At 61.2% G+C, this 16,918-nt stretch carries 18 protein-coding genes; 10 read left to right on the top strand and 8 right to left on the bottom strand.

Annotated features, from left to right (window positions below):
• The first annotated feature begins 17 nt into the window (after window positions 1–17).
• The 3 genes from EEQ99_RS26035 to EEQ99_RS26025 all read left to right on the top strand — a co-directional run bounded on the left by EEQ99_RS26035 (window position 18) and on the right by EEQ99_RS26025 (window position 2,762).
• Window positions 18–971 carry an ABC transporter substrate-binding protein gene (locus tag EEQ99_RS26035; RefSeq protein ID WP_028756600.1) on the top strand — a complete coding sequence of 318 codons (954 nt, stop codon included), beginning with the start codon at window positions 18–20 and terminating at the stop codon, window positions 969–971.
• 121 nt (window positions 972–1,092) lie between these two features.
• A complete protein-coding gene (locus EEQ99_RS26030) occupies window positions 1,093–1,971 on the top strand; it encodes an ABC transporter permease (RefSeq protein WP_127431307.1) in 879 nt (292 codons plus the stop codon).
• On the top strand, window positions 1,968–2,762 hold the full coding sequence (locus tag EEQ99_RS26025) for an ABC transporter ATP-binding protein (RefSeq protein ID WP_028756602.1): 795 nt from the start codon (window positions 1,968–1,970) through the stop codon (window positions 2,760–2,762). The genes EEQ99_RS26030 and EEQ99_RS26025 overlap by 4 nt, the downstream gene beginning before the upstream one ends.
• A gap of 33 nt (window positions 2,763–2,795) precedes the next feature.
• On the opposite strand, the gene EEQ99_RS26020 is transcribed toward EEQ99_RS26025, so the two are convergent.
• Together EEQ99_RS26020 and EEQ99_RS26015 are read right to left on the bottom strand one after the other, a co-directional pair.
• On the bottom strand, window positions 2,796–3,437 hold the full coding sequence (locus tag EEQ99_RS26020; protein ID WP_028756603.1) for a LysE family translocator: 642 nt from the start codon (window positions 3,435–3,437) through the stop codon (window positions 2,796–2,798).
• An 85-nt stretch (window positions 3,438–3,522) separates the two neighbouring features.
• On the bottom strand, window positions 3,523–4,374 hold the full coding sequence (locus EEQ99_RS26015) for an SDR family NAD(P)-dependent oxidoreductase (protein WP_127431306.1): 852 nt from the start codon (window positions 4,372–4,374) through the stop codon (window positions 3,523–3,525).
• Between the two features lie 177 nt (window positions 4,375–4,551).
• On the opposite strand from EEQ99_RS26015, the gene EEQ99_RS26010 reads away from it, so the two are divergent.
• Complete coding sequence (locus EEQ99_RS26010; protein WP_127431305.1) at window positions 4,552–5,775, top strand: argininosuccinate synthase; 1,224 nt, start codon at window positions 4,552–4,554, stop codon at window positions 5,773–5,775.
• 223 nt (window positions 5,776–5,998) lie between these two features.
• On the opposite strand, the gene EEQ99_RS26005 is transcribed toward EEQ99_RS26010, so the two are convergent.
• The gene (locus EEQ99_RS26005) at window positions 5,999–6,499 is read right to left on the bottom strand and encodes a GFA family protein (RefSeq protein WP_127431304.1); all 501 of its coding nucleotides are present in this window, start codon (window positions 6,497–6,499) and stop codon (window positions 5,999–6,001) included.
• A gap of 349 nt (window positions 6,500–6,848) precedes the next feature.
• Between EEQ99_RS26005 and EEQ99_RS26000 the strand changes: the two genes are divergently transcribed.
• Window positions 6,849–7,490: a LysE family translocator gene (locus tag EEQ99_RS26000; RefSeq protein WP_028757797.1), complete on the top strand. Its 642-nt coding sequence runs from the start codon at window positions 6,849–6,851 to the stop codon at window positions 7,488–7,490.
• Window positions 7,491–7,516: 26 nt separating this feature from the next.
• On the opposite strand, the gene EEQ99_RS25995 is transcribed toward EEQ99_RS26000, so the two are convergent.
• A complete protein-coding gene (locus tag EEQ99_RS25995) occupies window positions 7,517–7,948 on the bottom strand; it encodes a hypothetical protein (RefSeq protein WP_127431303.1) in 432 nt (143 codons plus the stop codon).
• Window positions 7,949–8,177: 229 nt separating this feature from the next.
• On the opposite strand from EEQ99_RS25995, the gene EEQ99_RS25990 reads away from it, so the two are divergent.
• The 4 genes from EEQ99_RS25990 to ppa all read left to right on the top strand — a co-directional run bounded on the left by EEQ99_RS25990 (window position 8,178) and on the right by ppa (window position 13,674).
• On the top strand, window positions 8,178–10,265 hold the full coding sequence (locus EEQ99_RS25990) for a M3 family metallopeptidase (RefSeq protein WP_127431302.1): 2,088 nt from the start codon (window positions 8,178–8,180) through the stop codon (window positions 10,263–10,265).
• Window positions 10,266–10,422: 157 nt separating this feature from the next.
• Complete coding sequence (typA, locus tag EEQ99_RS25985; RefSeq protein ID WP_018243938.1) at window positions 10,423–12,243, top strand: translational GTPase TypA; 1,821 nt, start codon at window positions 10,423–10,425, stop codon at window positions 12,241–12,243.
• A gap of 205 nt (window positions 12,244–12,448) precedes the next feature.
• Entirely contained in the window at window positions 12,449–12,955 is a 507-nt protein-coding gene (locus tag EEQ99_RS25980) for a GNAT family N-acetyltransferase (protein ID WP_127431301.1), read from the top strand.
• 182 nt (window positions 12,956–13,137) lie between these two features.
• Complete coding sequence (gene ppa / locus EEQ99_RS25975) at window positions 13,138–13,674, top strand: inorganic diphosphatase (RefSeq protein WP_028757793.1); 537 nt, start codon at window positions 13,138–13,140, stop codon at window positions 13,672–13,674.
• Between the two features lie 4 nt (window positions 13,675–13,678).
• Here ppa and EEQ99_RS25970 read toward each other — a convergent pair whose 3' ends face one another.
• Window positions 13,679–13,990 (bottom strand): DUF167 domain-containing protein, encoded by a 312-nt coding sequence (locus EEQ99_RS25970; protein WP_028757792.1) that lies wholly within the window; start codon window positions 13,988–13,990, stop codon window positions 13,679–13,681.
• Complete coding sequence (locus tag EEQ99_RS25965) at window positions 13,987–14,277, bottom strand: YggT family protein (protein ID WP_028757791.1); 291 nt, start codon at window positions 14,275–14,277, stop codon at window positions 13,987–13,989. Before EEQ99_RS25965 ends, EEQ99_RS25970 begins: the two co-directional genes overlap by 4 nt.
• Window positions 14,278–14,417: 140 nt before the next feature.
• On the opposite strand from EEQ99_RS25965, the gene EEQ99_RS25960 reads away from it, so the two are divergent.
• Complete coding sequence (locus tag EEQ99_RS25960; protein WP_127431300.1) at window positions 14,418–15,653, top strand: MFS transporter; 1,236 nt, start codon at window positions 14,418–14,420, stop codon at window positions 15,651–15,653.
• Between the two features lie 31 nt (window positions 15,654–15,684).
• Here the strand turns inward: EEQ99_RS25960 and EEQ99_RS25955 are convergent, their stop codons facing one another.
• Together EEQ99_RS25955 and EEQ99_RS25950 are read right to left on the bottom strand one after the other, a co-directional pair.
• Window positions 15,685–16,458, bottom strand: coding sequence for a glutamine amidotransferase (locus EEQ99_RS25955; protein WP_127431299.1), 774 nt, complete (start codon window positions 16,456–16,458; stop codon window positions 15,685–15,687).
• On the bottom strand, window positions 16,427–16,912 hold the full coding sequence (locus EEQ99_RS25950; RefSeq protein ID WP_028757788.1) for a tellurite resistance TerB family protein: 486 nt from the start codon (window positions 16,910–16,912) through the stop codon (window positions 16,427–16,429). The genes EEQ99_RS25955 and EEQ99_RS25950 overlap by 32 nt, the downstream gene beginning before the upstream one ends.
• Between the last annotated feature and the right edge of the window lie 6 nt (window positions 16,913–16,918).

Genomic DNA, 16,918 nt, shown 5'->3' with positions numbered 1-16,918 from the left:
CATTCAGGAGGATACCCATGCGTTCGGTTCTGCTCGCTCTCGCCGCCAGTTTGGCGCTTTCCCTGCCCGCAAAGGCTGATGACGTGACCGTCGCCGTGACGGCGATCGTCGAACATCCGGCGCTGGATGCAGCGCGCAAGGGCGTTCTCGATGCGCTGACGGCCGCGGGCTATAAAGAGGGCGAGAACCTGAAATTCGTGTTCGAATCGGCGCAGGGCAATCCGGCGACGGCAGCCCAGATCGCCCGCCAGTTTGCCGGCGACGAGCCCAATGTCATCGTTCCGATTTCGACGCCCTCGGCCCAGGCGGTCGTCTCTTCGACGCGTGACATTCCCGTCGTCTTCACGGCTGTCTCCGATCCGCTTGGCGCCCAACTCGTCAAGAACATGGACAAGCCCGGCGGCAATGTCACCGGTCTTTCCGACATGTCGCCGGTCGCCGAGCATCTGGCGCTGATCAAGGAAATCCTGCCTGATGTGAAAACCATCGGCTATCTCTACAATTCCGGCGAGGCGAATTCCGTTTCGCTGCTCGCCGTCCTGCAGGCCGAGGCCGAAAAGGCCGGCCTGAAGGTGGTGGAATCAGCCGCCACCAAGTCGGCCGAGGTTCAGGGTGCGGCGCGCGCCCTCGTCGGCCGCGCCGATGCGATCTATATTCCGACCGACAACACTATCATCTCCGCGCTAGAAGGCGCCGTCGCGGTGGCCGAAGAGAGTAAGCTGCCGCTCTTCACCGCCGATACGGATTCGGTTTCGCGCGGCTCGATCGCTGCTCTCGGCTTCAACTATTACGATGTCGGCAAGCAGACCGGCGAGATCGTCGTGCGCGTGCTGAAGGGCGAAAACCCTGGCGATATCGCCGTCAAGACGGCTGCCGGCAGTGATCTCGTCGTCAACAAGGCCGCGGCTCAGAAGATGGGCGTCACCCTGCCTGAGAGCGTGCTTTCCCGCGCCAACAAGGTCATTGAATAATCGGCCGTCCCTTCAACGTTTAGTTGGATACAGCCGCTCCTGTTTGCACGGGGGCGGCTCTTCGTATTAAAAGCTGCGGTTTCGCGACGGGCGAAACAGAAATCAAAAGGGGCTGAAAGCCTTGAGCCAAATCGCATTCTGGGGGGCCGTCGAGCTCGGCCTGGTCTATTCTTTCGTCGCTCTCGGCGTCTATCTCGCCTTTCGCGTTCTCGACTTTCCCGACCTGACGGTCGATGGCTCCTTTCCGCTTGGCGCGGCGGTCACGGCCGTGCTGATCATTGCCGGCGTCAATGCCTGGCTTGCGGCGCTGATCGCCATGGCGGCCGGGGCCGCGGCGGGCATGGTGACGGCGCTGCTCAATGTGCGCTTCAAGATCCTCAACCTGCTGGCCTCGATCCTGACGATGATCGCGCTGTTTTCCGTCAATCTGAGGGTGATGGGCAAACCCAATGTCGCGCTCATCAATGCCGATACGATGATCAGCCCGTTCTTCGGCCATGGCCTTCGCGATTTCTACGTGCGGCCGCTCTTTGTCGGGGTTTTGGTCGTCGTCGCTCTTATCCTGGTCTGGCGTTTCCTGGAAAGCGATGCCGGGCTTGCCATGCGGGCGACCGGCGCCAATGCGCGGATGGCCCGCGCCCAGGGCGTCGATACCAGCCGACAGATCTATCTCGGCATGGCGATCTCCAATGCGCTGGTGGCGCTCGGCGGCGCGCTGTTTGCCCAGACGAACGGCTTTGCCGACGTCACCTCGGGCGTCGGCACGATCGTCGTCGGGCTTGCCGCGGTCATCATCGGCGAGACGCTGCTTGGGCGGCGCGGGTTGCTGATCGCGCTCGTCGGCTGCGTGCTCGGTTCGATCCTCTATCGCATCGCGATCCAGCTGGCGCTTTCCAGTGACGTCATCGGTCTGCAGGCGTCCGACCTCAATTTCGTGACCGCCGTGCTGGTGACCGTGGCGCTCATCCTTCCCCGTCTTCGCGGAGGTACCGCATCGTGATCAGCGTCAAGGACATCAAAGTCGTTTTCGGACGCGGCACGCCGCTGCAGAAACAGGCGCTGAACGGCGTCAGCCTGACCATCGAGCAAGGCTCCTTCGTCACCGTCATCGGTTCGAACGGCGCCGGCAAATCGACGCTGCTCGGCGTGCTCGCCGGCGACGTCATTCCGAGCGAAGGGCAGGTGCTGATCGGCAAGAGCGACGTGACGCGCAAGTCGACGGCGGCGCGCGCCGGCCTTGTGGCGCGTGTCTTCCAGGATCCGCTGACGGGAAGCTGCGGCGCATTGTCGATCGAGGAGAACCTTGCTCTGGCTGCCCGGCGCGGCGAGAAGCGCGGGCTGGCATCGGCGCTCGGCGGAAACAGGCGCGACTATTTCAAGGAACGGATCGCCGAGCTCAATCTTGGGCTGGAGAACCGGCTGAAGGACCGCATGGATCTTCTCTCCGGTGGCCAACGGCAGGCCGTTTCGCTCGTCATGGCGACGCTTGCGGGATCGGAAGTGCTGCTGCTCGACGAACATACGGCGGCACTCGACCCCGGCATGGCTGAGTTCGTGATGAACCTCACGCAGAAGATCGTCGCCGAACGCAAGCTGACGACGATGATGGTGACGCATTCCATGCGCCAGGCGCTGGATTACGGCCACCGCACGATCATGCTGCATGGCGGCGAGATCGTTCTCGATGTCGCGGGCGACAACAGGAAGAACCTGCAGGTCGAGGACCTGATCGCCATGTTCCGCAAGATGCGCGGCCAGACGTTGGATGACGATGCGCTGCTGATCGGCTGAGGCGACAGCGGCGGTTCGGTACCCGACCGCTGATTATTTCGCCTGGGTGAGCAGGATCTTCGCGGCGAAGATCGAGAAGACGCCCGCGAAGGTATAGTCCATGCCACGCAGCACTTTCTTGTTGCTCTGCAGCCATGAGGCCAGCCAGTCGGCGGCAAAGACCACGCTGGCATTGACCGGCATGCCGATCAGGATGAAGCAAAGCCCGAGGAAAAGCAGCTTGTGCGTGACGGCCGGATCGCCGGCGCTGACGAATTGCGGCAGGAAGGTCATGAAGAAGATGATGACCTTGGGGTTCAGGAGATTGACCCAGAAGCCCGACGAGATGTTGGAAAGTGCCGTGCCCTTCTGCTCCTCGACCTTGGCGACCGTAAGCTTGGAGCCGAAGCGGATCGCCTGCACCGCCAGCCAGAACAGATAGGCGGCGCCGCCGGTCTTCAGGATCAGGAAAGCGGTCGGCGAGGCGGTGATCAGCGCCGAAATGCCGAAAGCGACCAGCATGGTGTGGACGACGATGCCGAGGCTGGTGCCGACGACGACGAAGAGGGCTGCCTTCTTGCCCTGGGCGAGCGCACGGCTGATCGACAGCGTCATGTCGGGGCCTGGGGTCGCCGCGAGCAGCAGCGTCGCGGCGGCAAAGGCGAGAAGGGTCGGTAGGCTGGGCAGGAAATCCATGGCACTCTCTGAAAGCCGGGAAAGACCTGACGATCTCTTACCCGGCTTTCGGAAAATTACCAATCAAACCTGATGATGGCGCCGATCACTTCTGTTCGAGGAAGGCTTTGAATTTGTCGGCGTAGTCCTTGTGCCAGCGCGACAGCGGCGGACGGTTCTCGATGATGTCGCCGGCGGCCCAGGCCATCCGGCGTTCGTCGACCGGACGCGCCACGTCATTGTCGGGGCAGAGAATATAGAAATCACCGCGTTCGAGGCTTTCGACCATGAAATCGACCGTCTGCTCTGGTGTCCAGGCGGCGGCCGGTTTTTCCGCGCGGTCGCCCTTGGTGAGGCCGGTGAAGACGAAGCCGGGGATCAGAAGATGGGCGGAGATCTTTCCGCCTTCGGTATTGCGAAGCTCATGCTGCAAGGCTTCGGTGAAGACCTTCACACCCGCCTTGGAGATATTGTAGGCGGGGTTGCCGGGCGGCGTGGTGATGCCCTGCTTGGAGCCGGTGTTGATGATGAGGCCGGGCTCGCCATGCGACAGCATCTTCGGGCCGAAGGTGCGCGTACCGTTGATCACGCCCATCAGGTTGACGGCGAAGATATGGTCCCAGTTCGCCTGCGGGCTGAAGATTGAGGTTTCCGGGCCGATGCCGGCATTGTTCATCAGCACGTGCACACGGCCGAAACGCTGGAGCACGGCGCGTTCGAGCGCTTCCAGGGATTCCTTGACGGCGACGTCGGTCTCGACCGCCATCACATTTTCCTCGCCGGCAATGGCCTTGAGTTCGTCGGCGGCCGCGGCCAGCCGGTCGCCGCCGAGATCGGCGATGGCGACGCTCATGCCGCGTGCGGCGAAATATTTCGCCGCGGCAAGGCCGATGCCGGAAGCGCCGCCGGTGATGACGGCAACATTGGACTTCTTGAAAATGTCTTGAATATTCGTCACGGGGCAGCCTCTCCTCGAGCATTTGCGGACGCTGGCGAATATGGGCTCCGCTTTCGCGCTGTCAAACGGTATCGGCACGGTCGCTGTCGCACTTGGCCTTGCGTCACGCGCCAATCTCGCTAAAAGTGCCGCGACACCGGGTTTTCGCCGGCCTATTATGCAACGGACCTCATCATCATGGCATCATACAAAGACGTGAAGAAAGTCGTGCTCGCCTATTCCGGCGGCCTCGACACCTCGATCATCCTGAAGTGGCTGCAGACGGAACTCGGCGCCGAAGTCGTCACCTTCACCGCCGATCTCGGCCAGGGCGAAGAGCTGGAGCCGGCGCGCAAGAAGGCCGAGATGCTCGGCATCAAGGAGATCTACATCGAGGACGTGCGCGAGGAATTCGTGCGCGATTTCGTCTTCCCGATGTTCCGCGCCAATGCCGTCTATGAGGGCGTCTATCTGCTCGGCACCTCGATCGCCCGTCCTTTGATTTCCAAGCATCTGATCGACATCGCCCGCAAGACGGGCGCGGATGCGATCGCCCACGGCGCCACCGGCAAGGGCAACGACCAGGTTCGTTTCGAACTGTCCGCCTATGCCCTGAACCCCGACATCAAGATCATCGCGCCGTGGCGCGACTGGGCCTTCAAGAGCCGCACCGACCTGCTGGCCTTTGCCGAACAGCATCAGATCCCGGTTGCCAAGGACAAGAAGGGCGAAGCGCCGTTCTCCGTCGACGCCAACCTTCTGCATTCCTCTTCCGAGGGCAAGGTTCTCGAGGACCCCGCCCAGGAGGCGCCGGAATATGTGCATATGCGCACGATCTCGCCTGAGGCTGCGCCCGACAAGGCGACCACCATCAAGGTCGGATTCCGCAAGGGCGATGCGGTCTCGATCAACGGTGTCGAGATGTCGCCGGCAACGCTGCTCGCGACGCTCAACAATTACGGCCGCGACAACGGCATCGGCCGTCTCGACCTCGTCGAGAACCGCTTCGTCGGCATGAAGTCGCGCGGCGTCTACGAAACGCCAGGTGGCACGATCCTGCTCTCGGCGCATCGCGCCATCGAATCGATCACGCTCGACCGGGGTGCTGCCCATCTCAAGGACGAGATCATGCCGCGCTACGCCGAGCTGATCTATTACGGCTTCTGGTTCTCGCCGGAGCGCGAAATGCTGCAGGCGCTGATCGACAAGAGCCAGGAGCATGTCGAAGGCGAAGTGACGCTGAAGCTCTACAAGGGCAATGTCATGGTCATCGGCCGCGAGAGCCCGAAGTCGCTCTATTCCGACAAGCTTGTCACGTTCGAGGACGATCAGGGTGCCTACGACCAGAAGGATGCGGCCGGTTTCATCAAGCTCAATGCGCTGCGCCTGCGCACGCTCGGCAAGCGCAATCTCATGAAGTGATCGAGGTTCATTTTCGAGCCGGATACGAGCCCGCCGGCCTTGTCGCGCGGGCTTTTTCGTGGAGTGAGGTAGCAAGGCGCCACCAACACCCTTGGAATGTTCTGGATGGTCGGATTGCGCCGACAGCGGACATTGCCACTCATCTTGCGGCACCCTGCTGCATTCTCGGCTTTTCGGAATAGCGGCAACGGACATCGCGGCACTGGCAACCGCCGGATCGGACTCAGCCATCACGCCTCCTCACCGCCCATGAGGTGGTATCGTGATCGGGATGCTGGTTGTTGCTCTCCCTGATCGCCGCGGCCCAGTCGGCGCCGTTGTTTTCGGTCGCACCGGTATTTTCGATGCCCGTGATCGTATCGAACCATGTCACCATGTTCTCTGTGCAGGTATTGGCCAGCGGCGAGAAGGCGTGCGGATCGTCAAGCGAACCGATCATAAGGTTGGTGCGACCGTTTTCGAGGTGATGGAAGAACAATGGCGTGCCGCAATTGGCGCAGAAGCCGCGCTCGACGAGCTCCGAGCTCTTCCAGATGCTCGGCTTGCTGCGTGTCCAGTTGAGCGCATCGTCAGGCGCGGCGACGAGCGCGGCAAAGATGTTGCCCGAGGCTTTCTGGCACATGCGGCAATGGCAGAGCTGTGAATTGTCCAGCATAGCGGTTGCGTGGTAGCGCACGGCACCGCACTGGCAGCCGCCGCTCACTTCCATCTCGATGCGTTTCATTTTTTCTCGTCCTTCAAGAGGCGGGGTTTGGGCTTAATCTCTTTTAGGTTTTCGTCTTTTGATCGTCCAGCCTCCCAAGCGGCGGGTTCAATTCTGGTGCCAGTGGGCGTGGTTTGCCGGCCCAGAAGAATGGCCCCGATCAAGCCCCTCTGCCGTCAGCCCATAACTTCCGCTTCAACCGCCGGTTAAGCGGTAGCCGAAGCTCGCAGAGAGTGTTGGGTGGGTCCGCAGCCGCGAAGTCTGCCTCTGGTCGCCTTTGCTACCTGATCCATTTTTCATGGCGGTGCACCACCCTTGACGGATGGCTGTGATCGCTTAGTCTGCCGTCATCATCCTCCGGAGCATTTCCATGACGCAGTCCTTGCTCTTCGGCGCCTTTCTGGCGGCGCTCTTCTATGTGCTCATTCCAGGCCCCGCCTTCCTGCAACTGCTCGGCATCGGCGCCGGGCAGGGCCGCAAGGCCGGCGCCTTCTTCATGATGGGGCATCTGGTCGGAGATATCATCTGGTCGTCGCTAGCGCTGATCGCGATCGTCGGCGCGAAGACGATCGGAACCTTCGTCTTCGATCTGCTCGGCCTTGCCTGCGGTTTCTATCTCGCCTGGATCGGCTGGAGTGCCGTCAATGCCAAGCCGAAAGCCGAAGGGCAGGCGCTTGTCGTGGTCGAGCGGCCGTTTCGTCGCGGCCTGATTTTCGGCGTCACCAATCCGAAGGGTTATCCGGTGGCGCTCGCGACCTTCACGGCGCTGGTCGCGGGCTCGGCCGGCGCGCTCGATTTCGAGGCGTTGCCGGTGCTTCTCGGCGTGTCGTTCGTCGGTTTCGTCACTGCCGATATCATCCTGATCGGCGTCATCGGCGCGGGCGCGGTCCGCCGCTTCTACCGCGCCCATGAGCGGCTGATCGTGCGCTGCTCCGGCGTACTCTTCATGGGGTTTGCCGCCCAGGCGCTCTGGCATGCCACACCCGGCCTGCTCGGCTGGCGCAAGGCTTGATCAGAAGAGGGCGCATCCTGTTCTGATCAGCCGTCCAGGAAGTTGACGATCGATTTCAGTGTCTGGACCTCGTCGGGGTCACCGATCGACATGGCGACCTGGAGCTGGTTCTTGTAATAATCGAGGAAATTGAAGCTGGTGCCGTCGGTGACGCTGGAGAGGTCGATGACGTTGCCATGCGGATCGATCGCATGCATCGGCAGCGGCTCGGAGATCGCGGCATAGGTGTTCTGATCGATCAGGCCGCTGTCGAAACTCTGGCGCGCGTAATTGCGCAGCTCTCCAGGGCTGACCGCGGTAAAATCAGGCCCTTCGTCAACATTGTCTTCGATCTGGAACGAGGCCGGGGCCGGAGCTTTGGTCTCGATTTGAATATCAGAGGTCTTCGAACTTTTTGCGTTATTAGGATTGTTGTTAAATAGCAAACTCTGAGAAGACCGCACAGAAAAAATTTCCATGGCGCATGTCCCCTTACAAGAAGAACACCTGAAAACTAGCGCTTGCGCGTGATTCGCGTCAATCGTTAACGATTGGTTAATTGTCACGCGTCAACTTTTGTCCACCGGATTTGGCAGGCGTTCGCCAGATTTGGTGGACGAGGCAAAAGGTCTTCCCCGCCAACATACCAATTCCATGGTTGCTCTCCTATATTGACGATCCACCTGCATGCCAAAAAGGAATTTTCCAATGCCTTCTCCACATGATTTCAATCCGGCGCTGGTAAGCTGGGACGGTCTTCACGGCCTGCCGCGCTTCGATGCCGTTGATGACGGCGACTTTGCCGCCGCCTTCGAAGCCGCCCTTGCTGCGCATGAAAGGGAGATCGACGAGATCGCCGGAAACGGCGATGCGCCGACATTCGACAATACAGTCGTGGCGCTGGAGATTGCCGGCGACGCACTGTCGCGCGTTTCGGCGCTGTTCTGGAACAAGGCGGGCGCCCATACCAATGATGTGATCCAGGCGCTGGAGCGGGAGATCTCGCCGAAAATGTCGCGCCACTATTCCAAGATCGGGATGAATGCTGCGCTTTTTGCCCGCATCGATACGCTCTGGGAGAGACGCGAGAGCCTTGGCCTGACGCTCGAACAGACGCGCGTGCTGGAACGCCATTGGAAAGGCTTCGTCAAGTCGGGCGCCAAGCTTGACAAGGCCGAGCAGGAGAAGCTCGCCGCGATCAACGAAAAGCTTGCCGGCCTCGGGACGCAATTCGGCCAGAACGTGCTGGCCGACGAGAAGGCCTGGGCACTGCTGCTTTCCGACGGCGCCGAGCTCGCCGGGCTGCCGGAATTCCTTCGCGACGCGATGGCGGCGGCCGCGCGCGAACGCGGCGAAGAGGGCAAATATGCGGTGACGCTGTCACGCTCGATCATCGAGCCGTTCCTCACCTTTTCGGAGCGCCGCGATCTGCGCGAGCAGGCTTTCAAGGCGTGGGTGGCGCGCGGCGAAAATGACGGGGAGACGGACAACCGCGCCGTCATCAAGGAAACGCTGGCGCTGCGCCATCAGGTAGCGACGCTGCTCGGCTACGGCAATTTCGCCGAGCTGAAGCTCGACAACACGATGGCGAAGACGGCGGAGGCGGTGAACGGCCTGCTCAAAGCCGTCTGGGCGCGGGCGGTGAAACGCGCCGGCGAGGAGGAGGCCGATATCGCGGCGCTGATATCAGACGAGGGCCGGAACCATGAGGTGATGCCCTGGGACTGGCGCCACTATGCCGAAAAGATCCGGACGCAAAAGTTCGATTTCTCCGAGGCCGAACTCAAGCCCTATCTGCAGCTCGAGAAGATCATCGAGGCCTGCTTCGATGTGGCCGGGCGGCTGTTCGGCATCCGCGCCGTCGAGAAGAAGGGTGTGGCCGCCTATCATCCTGACGTCAGGGTGTTCGAAATCAGGGACCGCGAGGACCGGCTGGTCGCCCTGTTCCTCGGCGATTATTTCGCCCGCAGCTCGAAACGTTCCGGCGCCTGGATGAGCTCATTGCAATCGCAGCACCGGCTTGAGCTGAAGAACGGCCGCCACGGCGAATTGCCAATCATCTATAATGTCTGCAACTTCGCCAAGCCGGCGGAAGGCAAGCCGGCGCTGTTGTCGCTCGACGACGCGCGCACACTGTTCCACGAATTCGGCCACGCGCTGCACGGCATGCTGTCGAATGTTACCTACCCTTCCGTTTCCGGCACCAGTGTTTCGCGCGATTTCGTCGAGCTGCCGTCGCAGCTTTATGAGCACTGGCTGACGGTGCCCGCTATCCTGAAGCGCTACGCCGTGCATTTCGAGACCGCCGAGCCGATGCCGCAGGCCTTGCTCGACAAGGTGCTGGCCGCGCGAACCTTCAATGCCGGTTTCAATACCGTGGAATTCACCTCGTCGGCGTTGGTCGATATGGCGTTTCACACGAGAACGACCGTCGAGGACCCGATGGCGGTGCAGGCGGAGGTGCTGGCCGAGATCGGCATGCCGAAGTCTATCGTCATGCGCCACGCGACGCCGCACTTCCAGCACATCTTCTCCGGCGGGTATTCGGCCGGCTATTACTCCTACATGTGGTCGGAGGTGCTCGACGCCGACGCCTTCGCCGCCTTCGAGGAGACGGGCGACGCCTTCAATGGCGAGATGGCGCGCAAGCTTAAGGAGAATATCTATTCCATCGGCGGCTCGATCGATCCGGAGGACGCCTATAAGGCCTTCCGCGGCAAGCTGCCGAGCCCGGATGCGATGCTCGTCAAAAAAGGACTTTCGACCTTCGAGGAATTGACAGGCAGCGACGCCTAAGACAATTTGATGACACGCTGTGATGCGGCGGGGCGAAAGCCTTGCCGCAGCTTTTGCGCGTTCCCCCCTTTCGCAAACGCAAAAAAAACTGTATGGACGCCCCAAACTAATAGGCGCGTCCTCTAGAGCGTGCGCCCCAGCCTCAGAGATTTCACATATGGCACTTCGCAATATCGCGATCATCGCGCACGTTGACCATGGCAAAACGACCCTGGTGGATGAGCTTCTCAAGCAGTCCGGCTCGTTCCGCGAAAATCAGCGTGTCGCTGAACGCGTGATGGACTCGAACGATCTCGAAAAAGAACGCGGCATCACCATTCTCGCCAAGGCGACCTCGGTGGAATGGAAGGGTGTCCGCATCAACATCGTCGACACCCCCGGCCACGCCGACTTCGGCGGTGAAGTCGAGCGCATTCTCTCGATGGTGGATGGCGCGATCGTTCTCGTTGATGCCTCGGAAGGCCCGATGCCGCAGACGAAATTCGTCGTCGGCAAGGCGCTGAAGGTTGGCCTTCGCCCGATCGTCGCGATCAACAAGATCGACCGTCCGGACGGTCGCCACGAAGAAGTCATCAACGAAGTCTTCGACCTCTTTGCAAACCTCGACGCGACCGACGAGCAGCTCGACTTTCCGATCCTCTACGGTTCGGGCCGCGACGGCTGGATGAACGTCAATCCAGAAGGTCCGAAGGATCAGGGTCTTACCCCGCTTCTCGACCTGGTGCTCAAGCATGTTCCGGAGCCGACCGTCCACGAAGGTCCGTTTACGATGATCGGCACGATCCTCGAAGCCAACCCCTTCCTCGGTCGCATCATCACCGGCCGCATCAATTCCGGTTCCATAAAGCCGAACCAGGCGGTGAAGGTTCTCCACGCCGACGGCAAGACGATTGAAACCGGCCGCATTTCCAAGATCCTCGCCTTCCGCGGCATCGAACGCCAGCCGATCGAAGAAGCGCATCAAGGTGACATCATTGCGATCGCCGGCCTTTCCAAGGGCACGGTCGCCGACACCTTCTGCGATCCTTCGATCACAGCACCGCTGCCGGCGCAGCCGATCGATCCGCCGACCGTCACCATGTCCTTCATCGTCAACGATAGCCCGCTGGCGGGCACCGAAGGCGACAAGGTCACGAGCCGCGTCATCCGCGACCGCCTCTTCAAGGAAGCAGAGGGCAACGTCGCCCTGAAGATCGAAGAAGCCGAAGGCAAGGATTCGTTCTACGTGTCCGGCCGCGGCGAACTTCAGCTCGCCGTCCTCATCGAAACCATGCGTCGCGAAGGCTTCGAGCTTGCCGTGTCGCGTCCGCGTGTCGTGATGCACAAGGATGAAAGCGGCCAGCTTCTGGAGCCGGTCGAAGAGGTCGTCATCGACGTCGACGAAGAACATTCCGGCGTCGTCGTGCAGAAGATGTCCGAGCGCAAGGCCGAAATGGTCGAGTTGCGTCCGTCGGGCGGCAACCGTCTCCGCCTGCGTTTCTACGCACCGACCCGCGGCCTGATCGGCTACCAGTCGGAGCTGCTGACGGATACGCGCGGCACGGCGATCATGAACCGCCTGTTCCACGACTACCAGCCCTACAAGGGTGTGATCGGTGGCCGCGTCAACGGCGTGCTGCTCGCCAACGCTCCCGGCGAAGCCGTCGCCTATGCGATGTTCAACCTGGAAGATCGCGGCCCGATGATCATCGAGCCGGGCGAAAAGGTCTATGCCGGCATGATCATCGGCATCCATTCGCGCGACAACGACCTTGAAGTCAACGTCCTGAAGGGCAAGCAGCTCACCAACATCCGCGCCGCCGGCAAGGACGAAGCGGTGAAGCTGACGCCGCCGATCCGCATGACGCTTGATCGCGCACTCTCCTGGATCCAGGACGACGAGCTGATGGAAGTGACGCCGAAGAATATTCGTCTGCGCAAGATGTATCTCGACGCAAACGATCGCAAGCGTTTCGAAAAGTCGAAGGCGGCCCTCTGAGAGCCTGGCGCAGTTTAGAGAAGTCCTTAAAACCCCGGCCCTCGCGCCGGGGTTTTTGTTGTGCGCCGCGTCGATTCCATCTTGTGACAATCGTTAAAAAAGCGTTAACTTTTGACCATCGTCCACATGTTAAGTCTGTGGGCAATGGACCGGAATGCGGTATCGCATATGGTTAATTGCCTCTGGCGGGACCAGAGTAAACGTTATGAAGACGTTGTCGATCGATGTCCGGCGGGCCGAGCCGCATGATGCCCGCGCTATATCGGAAACACACAGGCTCGCCTGGCAGCATACCTATGCGGGTATCATTCCGCATCGTGCGCTGACGCAGATGATCGAGCGGCGCGGCGAAAGCTGGTGGCGCAAGGCGACGCGCGGGCCGGCAACGCTGCTGGTTCTCGATGTTGCCGGCACCGTCGCCGGCTATGCGACGCTTGGCCTGAACCGCGCCCGCGCTTTACCGCAGGAAGGCGAAATCTACGAGCTTTACCTTCGGCCCGAATATCAGGGCATCGGCCTCGGCAGGATGCTGTTCGGCGAGGCGCGCCGGCTGTTAAAGTCGCTGGGCTGCAACGGGCTGGTGGTCTGGTGCCTCGAGGAAAACGAGACTGCCAGCCGCTTCTACCGCCATCACGGCGGTGTCGATTTCTGCGAAGGCATGGAAAGTTTCGACCACAGGCAATTGAAGAAGATCGGCTTCATCTGGAGCTGATCGATCCCTAGCGTGTCTGAAAAGACGCACGGCGCTAGAGTCGGCCTTCGCCTATCTCCTACCGGAAGTTTTTGATGTGAATGTGCGCCGCTGCAGTCAAGCATTGGCGCTGTGCGATGTTGCGTTGCCACATGAAACTGATTATCTGGCTGCGAACAAATTCAACCTCGCGGGAGTTTCCTATGCGCATCGACGCTATTTCCATCGGTAATAATCCACCTGAGGACGTCAACGTTATCGTCGAGGTTCCGGTCGGCGGTCATCCCATCAAGTATGAGATGGACAAGGAAGCCGGCACGCTGGTGGTCGATCGTTTCCTCTATACGCCGATGACCTATCCCGGCAATTATGGTTTCGTGCCGCACACACTGTCGGAAGACGGCGACCCGATCGATGTGCTGATCGCCAGCACCCGCCCGCTGGTTCCCGGCTGCGTCATCAATGTCCGCCCGATCGGCGTCCTGAAGATGGAAGACAATTCCGGCAAGGACGAGAAGATCATCGCCGTGCCGTCGCCGAAGCTGACGCTGCGCTACGAGAAGGTGAAGGACTACACCGATCTTCCCGAGATCACGCTGAAGCAGATCGAGCACTTCTTCGAGCACTACAAGGATCTGGAGCCCGGCAAGTGGGTGAAAATCTTCGGCTGGGGCGACTCCAAGGAAGCCGGCGAACTGATCCTCGAAGCCGTCGAGCGCGCCAAGACGACGAAGGGCTGATCGTTCAGCGAAGAAACGCTTCGAGCTTTCTTGCCAAATCCTCCGGGTCGCCGTCGATCCGGAGGATTTTTTTGCGTGCGGTCTCGCCGGAGACAAAGCTGACGCTGGATTTGGGAATGCGCAGCGATTGCGCGATCAGCAGGATGAGGGCCTTGTTTGCCTTGCCCTTTTCCGGGACCGATGTGACGCGCGCCTTCAGGAGGGCTTCACCCTCGCCGTCGGCCTCGATGCCATCGATTGCGTCACGCCCGCCATTCGGCGTCAGCCGGACGGCGAGGCGCAGATGGTCATCGAAAAGGCGCCAGGGACGGCTCAAGCGACCAGCGGGTACAGCGTGGTCCACAGCAAGGTGCGCAGGAAGAAGATGATCAGCAGCAGGATGATCGGCGAAATGTCGATGCCGCCAAGGTTCGGCAGAAAGCGGCGGATCGGCTTCAGCGCCGGTTCGGTGACGTTATAGAGAAAAGTGCCGACCGAATTGACGAACTGATTGCTGGAGTTGATGACGTTAAAGGCATAGAGCCAGGAAAAAATGGCACTGCCAATCAGGATCCAGGTGTAAATATTCAAAGCCAAATCAATGGTTTGAAACAGCGCAAACATCGTCATCTCCAAATTCGTTGTTGACAGACATGTAGACATTGGCGACTAAACGAGCAAGTGCCGTGTGGAGACGCGCGGTGAATCATGTTTAACGGGCGGCTCTGCAGCTATTGCGGCGCCCGTCTCCTCGGAAAACATCCATGTCGTTTGCGCCCACCGGAGACCGTTTTGCCGCGTTTCGGCATTCGTCCTACACGCGGTTCTTCTTCGCGCGCTTCCTGCTTTCCTTCTCGCAGCAGATCGTCAGCGTTGCCGTCGGCTGGCAGATGTACGACCAGACGGGCAAGGCGATCTATCTCGGCCTGATCGGTCTCGTGCAGTTCCTGCCGTCGCTGCTGCTCATGCTCGTCACCGGTTCGGTGGCCGACCGGTACAATCGCCGGGCGATCGCGGCTCTCTGCTCGCTGGTGAGCGCGCTCTGCACGCTGGCGCTGCTGGTCATGACTGTGATGGGCACCTTCACGCCCCTGCCTGTTTTCGCCGTCCTTTTGATCTTCGGCATCGAACGCGCCTTCATGTCGCCGGCGGTGCAATCGCTGGCGCCCAATCTCGTGCCGGAGCACGCTCTTTCCAATGCGATCGCCTGGAATTCGTCGTCCTGGCAGCTCGCGGCGATCACCGGGCCGGTGCTCGGCGGCCTGCTCTACGGCGTCAGCGCGACGACCGCCTATAGTGTGGCGGTCATTTTTTCCGTGCTCGGTGCGGCCCTTCTCTACATGATCCCGAAGCCGGAGCAGAAGACGACGGGCGAGACCAAGAGCTGGGCGATGATCCTCGGCGGCTTCAGCTTCATCCGCGCCGAAAGGGTGGTGCTCGGGGCGATCTCACTCGATCTCTTCGCCGTATTGCTCGGCGGCGCGACGGCGCTGATGCCGATCTTCGCGCGCGATATCCTGACACTCGGTCCCTGGGGGCTCGGACTGCTGCGCGCCGCACCCGGCCTTGGCGCCATCGTCATGGCGATCTTCCTTGCCGCCTATCCGCTCAAACACCGCGCCGGCATCTACATGTTCATCGGCGTCGCCCTGTTCGGCGTCGGAACGATCATCTTCGGCATCTCGACCAACACCGAGGTCTCGATCGCGGCGCTGGCGCTGATGGGGGCGGCCGACATGGTGTCGGTCTATGTGCGCGAGAGCCTGATTGCGCTCTGGACGCCGGATCATCTGCGCGGCCGGGTCAATGCGGTCAACATGGTCTTCGTCGGCGCTTCGAACGAACTCGGGGAATTCAGGGCAGGCACCATGGCGTCGATCTTCGGCGCGGTGCCGGCGGTTGTTATCGGCGGGATCGGAACGCTTGCCGTGGCAGCGATCTGGGCTTCGCGTTTCCCGAAATTGCGGCAGATCGATACGCTCGACGCGCCCAGCACATAACCGCGACAGAGCGGTCCTGCCGAACGACGCTTTATGCGGGAAGCGTGATCGGGGAAGCGGCTTTCGCCGTCTTTCCCTCGAAGACGATGTCGAGGAACTCGGTCAGCCAGGCTTTCAGCGGCGCGTCGAACAGCATGCGTCCCTCGAGATGTTCGCGGCCCTGCTGAGCGTTCGGCAGGATGAAGCGATGGGCGCCATGCACGACCCAGCGATGCATCATCACCCGGGTGAGTTCGGCATGGTACTGCAGGCCCCAGGCGTTGCCGCCATAGCGGAAGGCCTGGTTCGGATAGGCATCGCCTTCGGCCAGTAGCTCGGCGCCGCGCGGCAGCTCGAAACCCTCGCGATGGAAATGATAGACCATCTTCGGCCAGTGCATCAGCAGGCGGCCCTTCTCGGTCGGGTGCAGCGGATACCAGCCGATCTCCGTCGAGCCGTCGGCATTCGGCTGCACCTTGCCGCCGAGATGACGCACCAGCATCTGCGCCCCCAGGCAGATGCCGAGGTAAGGGCGCTTCTCCCGCAGGGGAATGTCGATCCAGTCGATCTCCTTCTTGACGAAGTCATCGGGTTCGTTGGCGCTCATCGGTCCGCCGAAGACGACGGCGCCGGCATGGTCTTCGAGCGTCGTCGGAAGCGCCTCGCCGAGAACCGGGCGACGGATATCGAGACGGTAGCCCTTTTCGACGAGCAATTGGCCGACGCGGCCGGGGCTCGATCGTTCCTGATGCAGGACGATCAAGATCGGGCGCCCGTCGCGGTTCGGACTCTGCTCAGTCGGCATCATCTTGCGCAACCTGGACATCGGTCACCCTGGCGGCGGCCTCTTGCCGCTTCTGGATGCGCTCGCGCGAGGAGACGCCGAGCAGATCGGCGATACGCCAGATCACATGGTCTTCCATCTCGCTGCGTTCGCCATCGGCATAGACGATGTCCCAGAGGATGCCGATCAGCTCCAGCCGTTGCTCGGTATTGAGATGGCGTTTCAGGTCGGCGGTGAAGCGATAATAGTCGACGGCGGTGCTTTCCGCCTCCAGACCAGCGGCCATCAGAGCATCGAGCTGCTTGCCGTCGAGGGCATACTGCTCCTTCAGGAGCTTGCGCAGCCGCTTTTTCTCGCTGGCTTTGATCTGACCGTCGGCCTCCATGACCTGCATGCAGAGCGCTGCCACTGCGATGCGCGGATCATCAGGGGCAAATCCTTTCTTCGGGTGGTCGGCGGTGAGCTTTTGGAAGAATGCCTGAAAGCGTTCGAACATGCGGTT

Origin of the sequence: Rhizobium anhuiense, assembly GCF_003985145.1 — a bacterium.
GTDB classification, from domain to species: Bacteria; Pseudomonadota; Alphaproteobacteria; order Rhizobiales; family Rhizobiaceae; genus Rhizobium; species Rhizobium anhuiense.
Note: the sequence above shows the minus strand (reverse complement) of the source record. Positions and strands in the feature narration are given on the sequence as shown.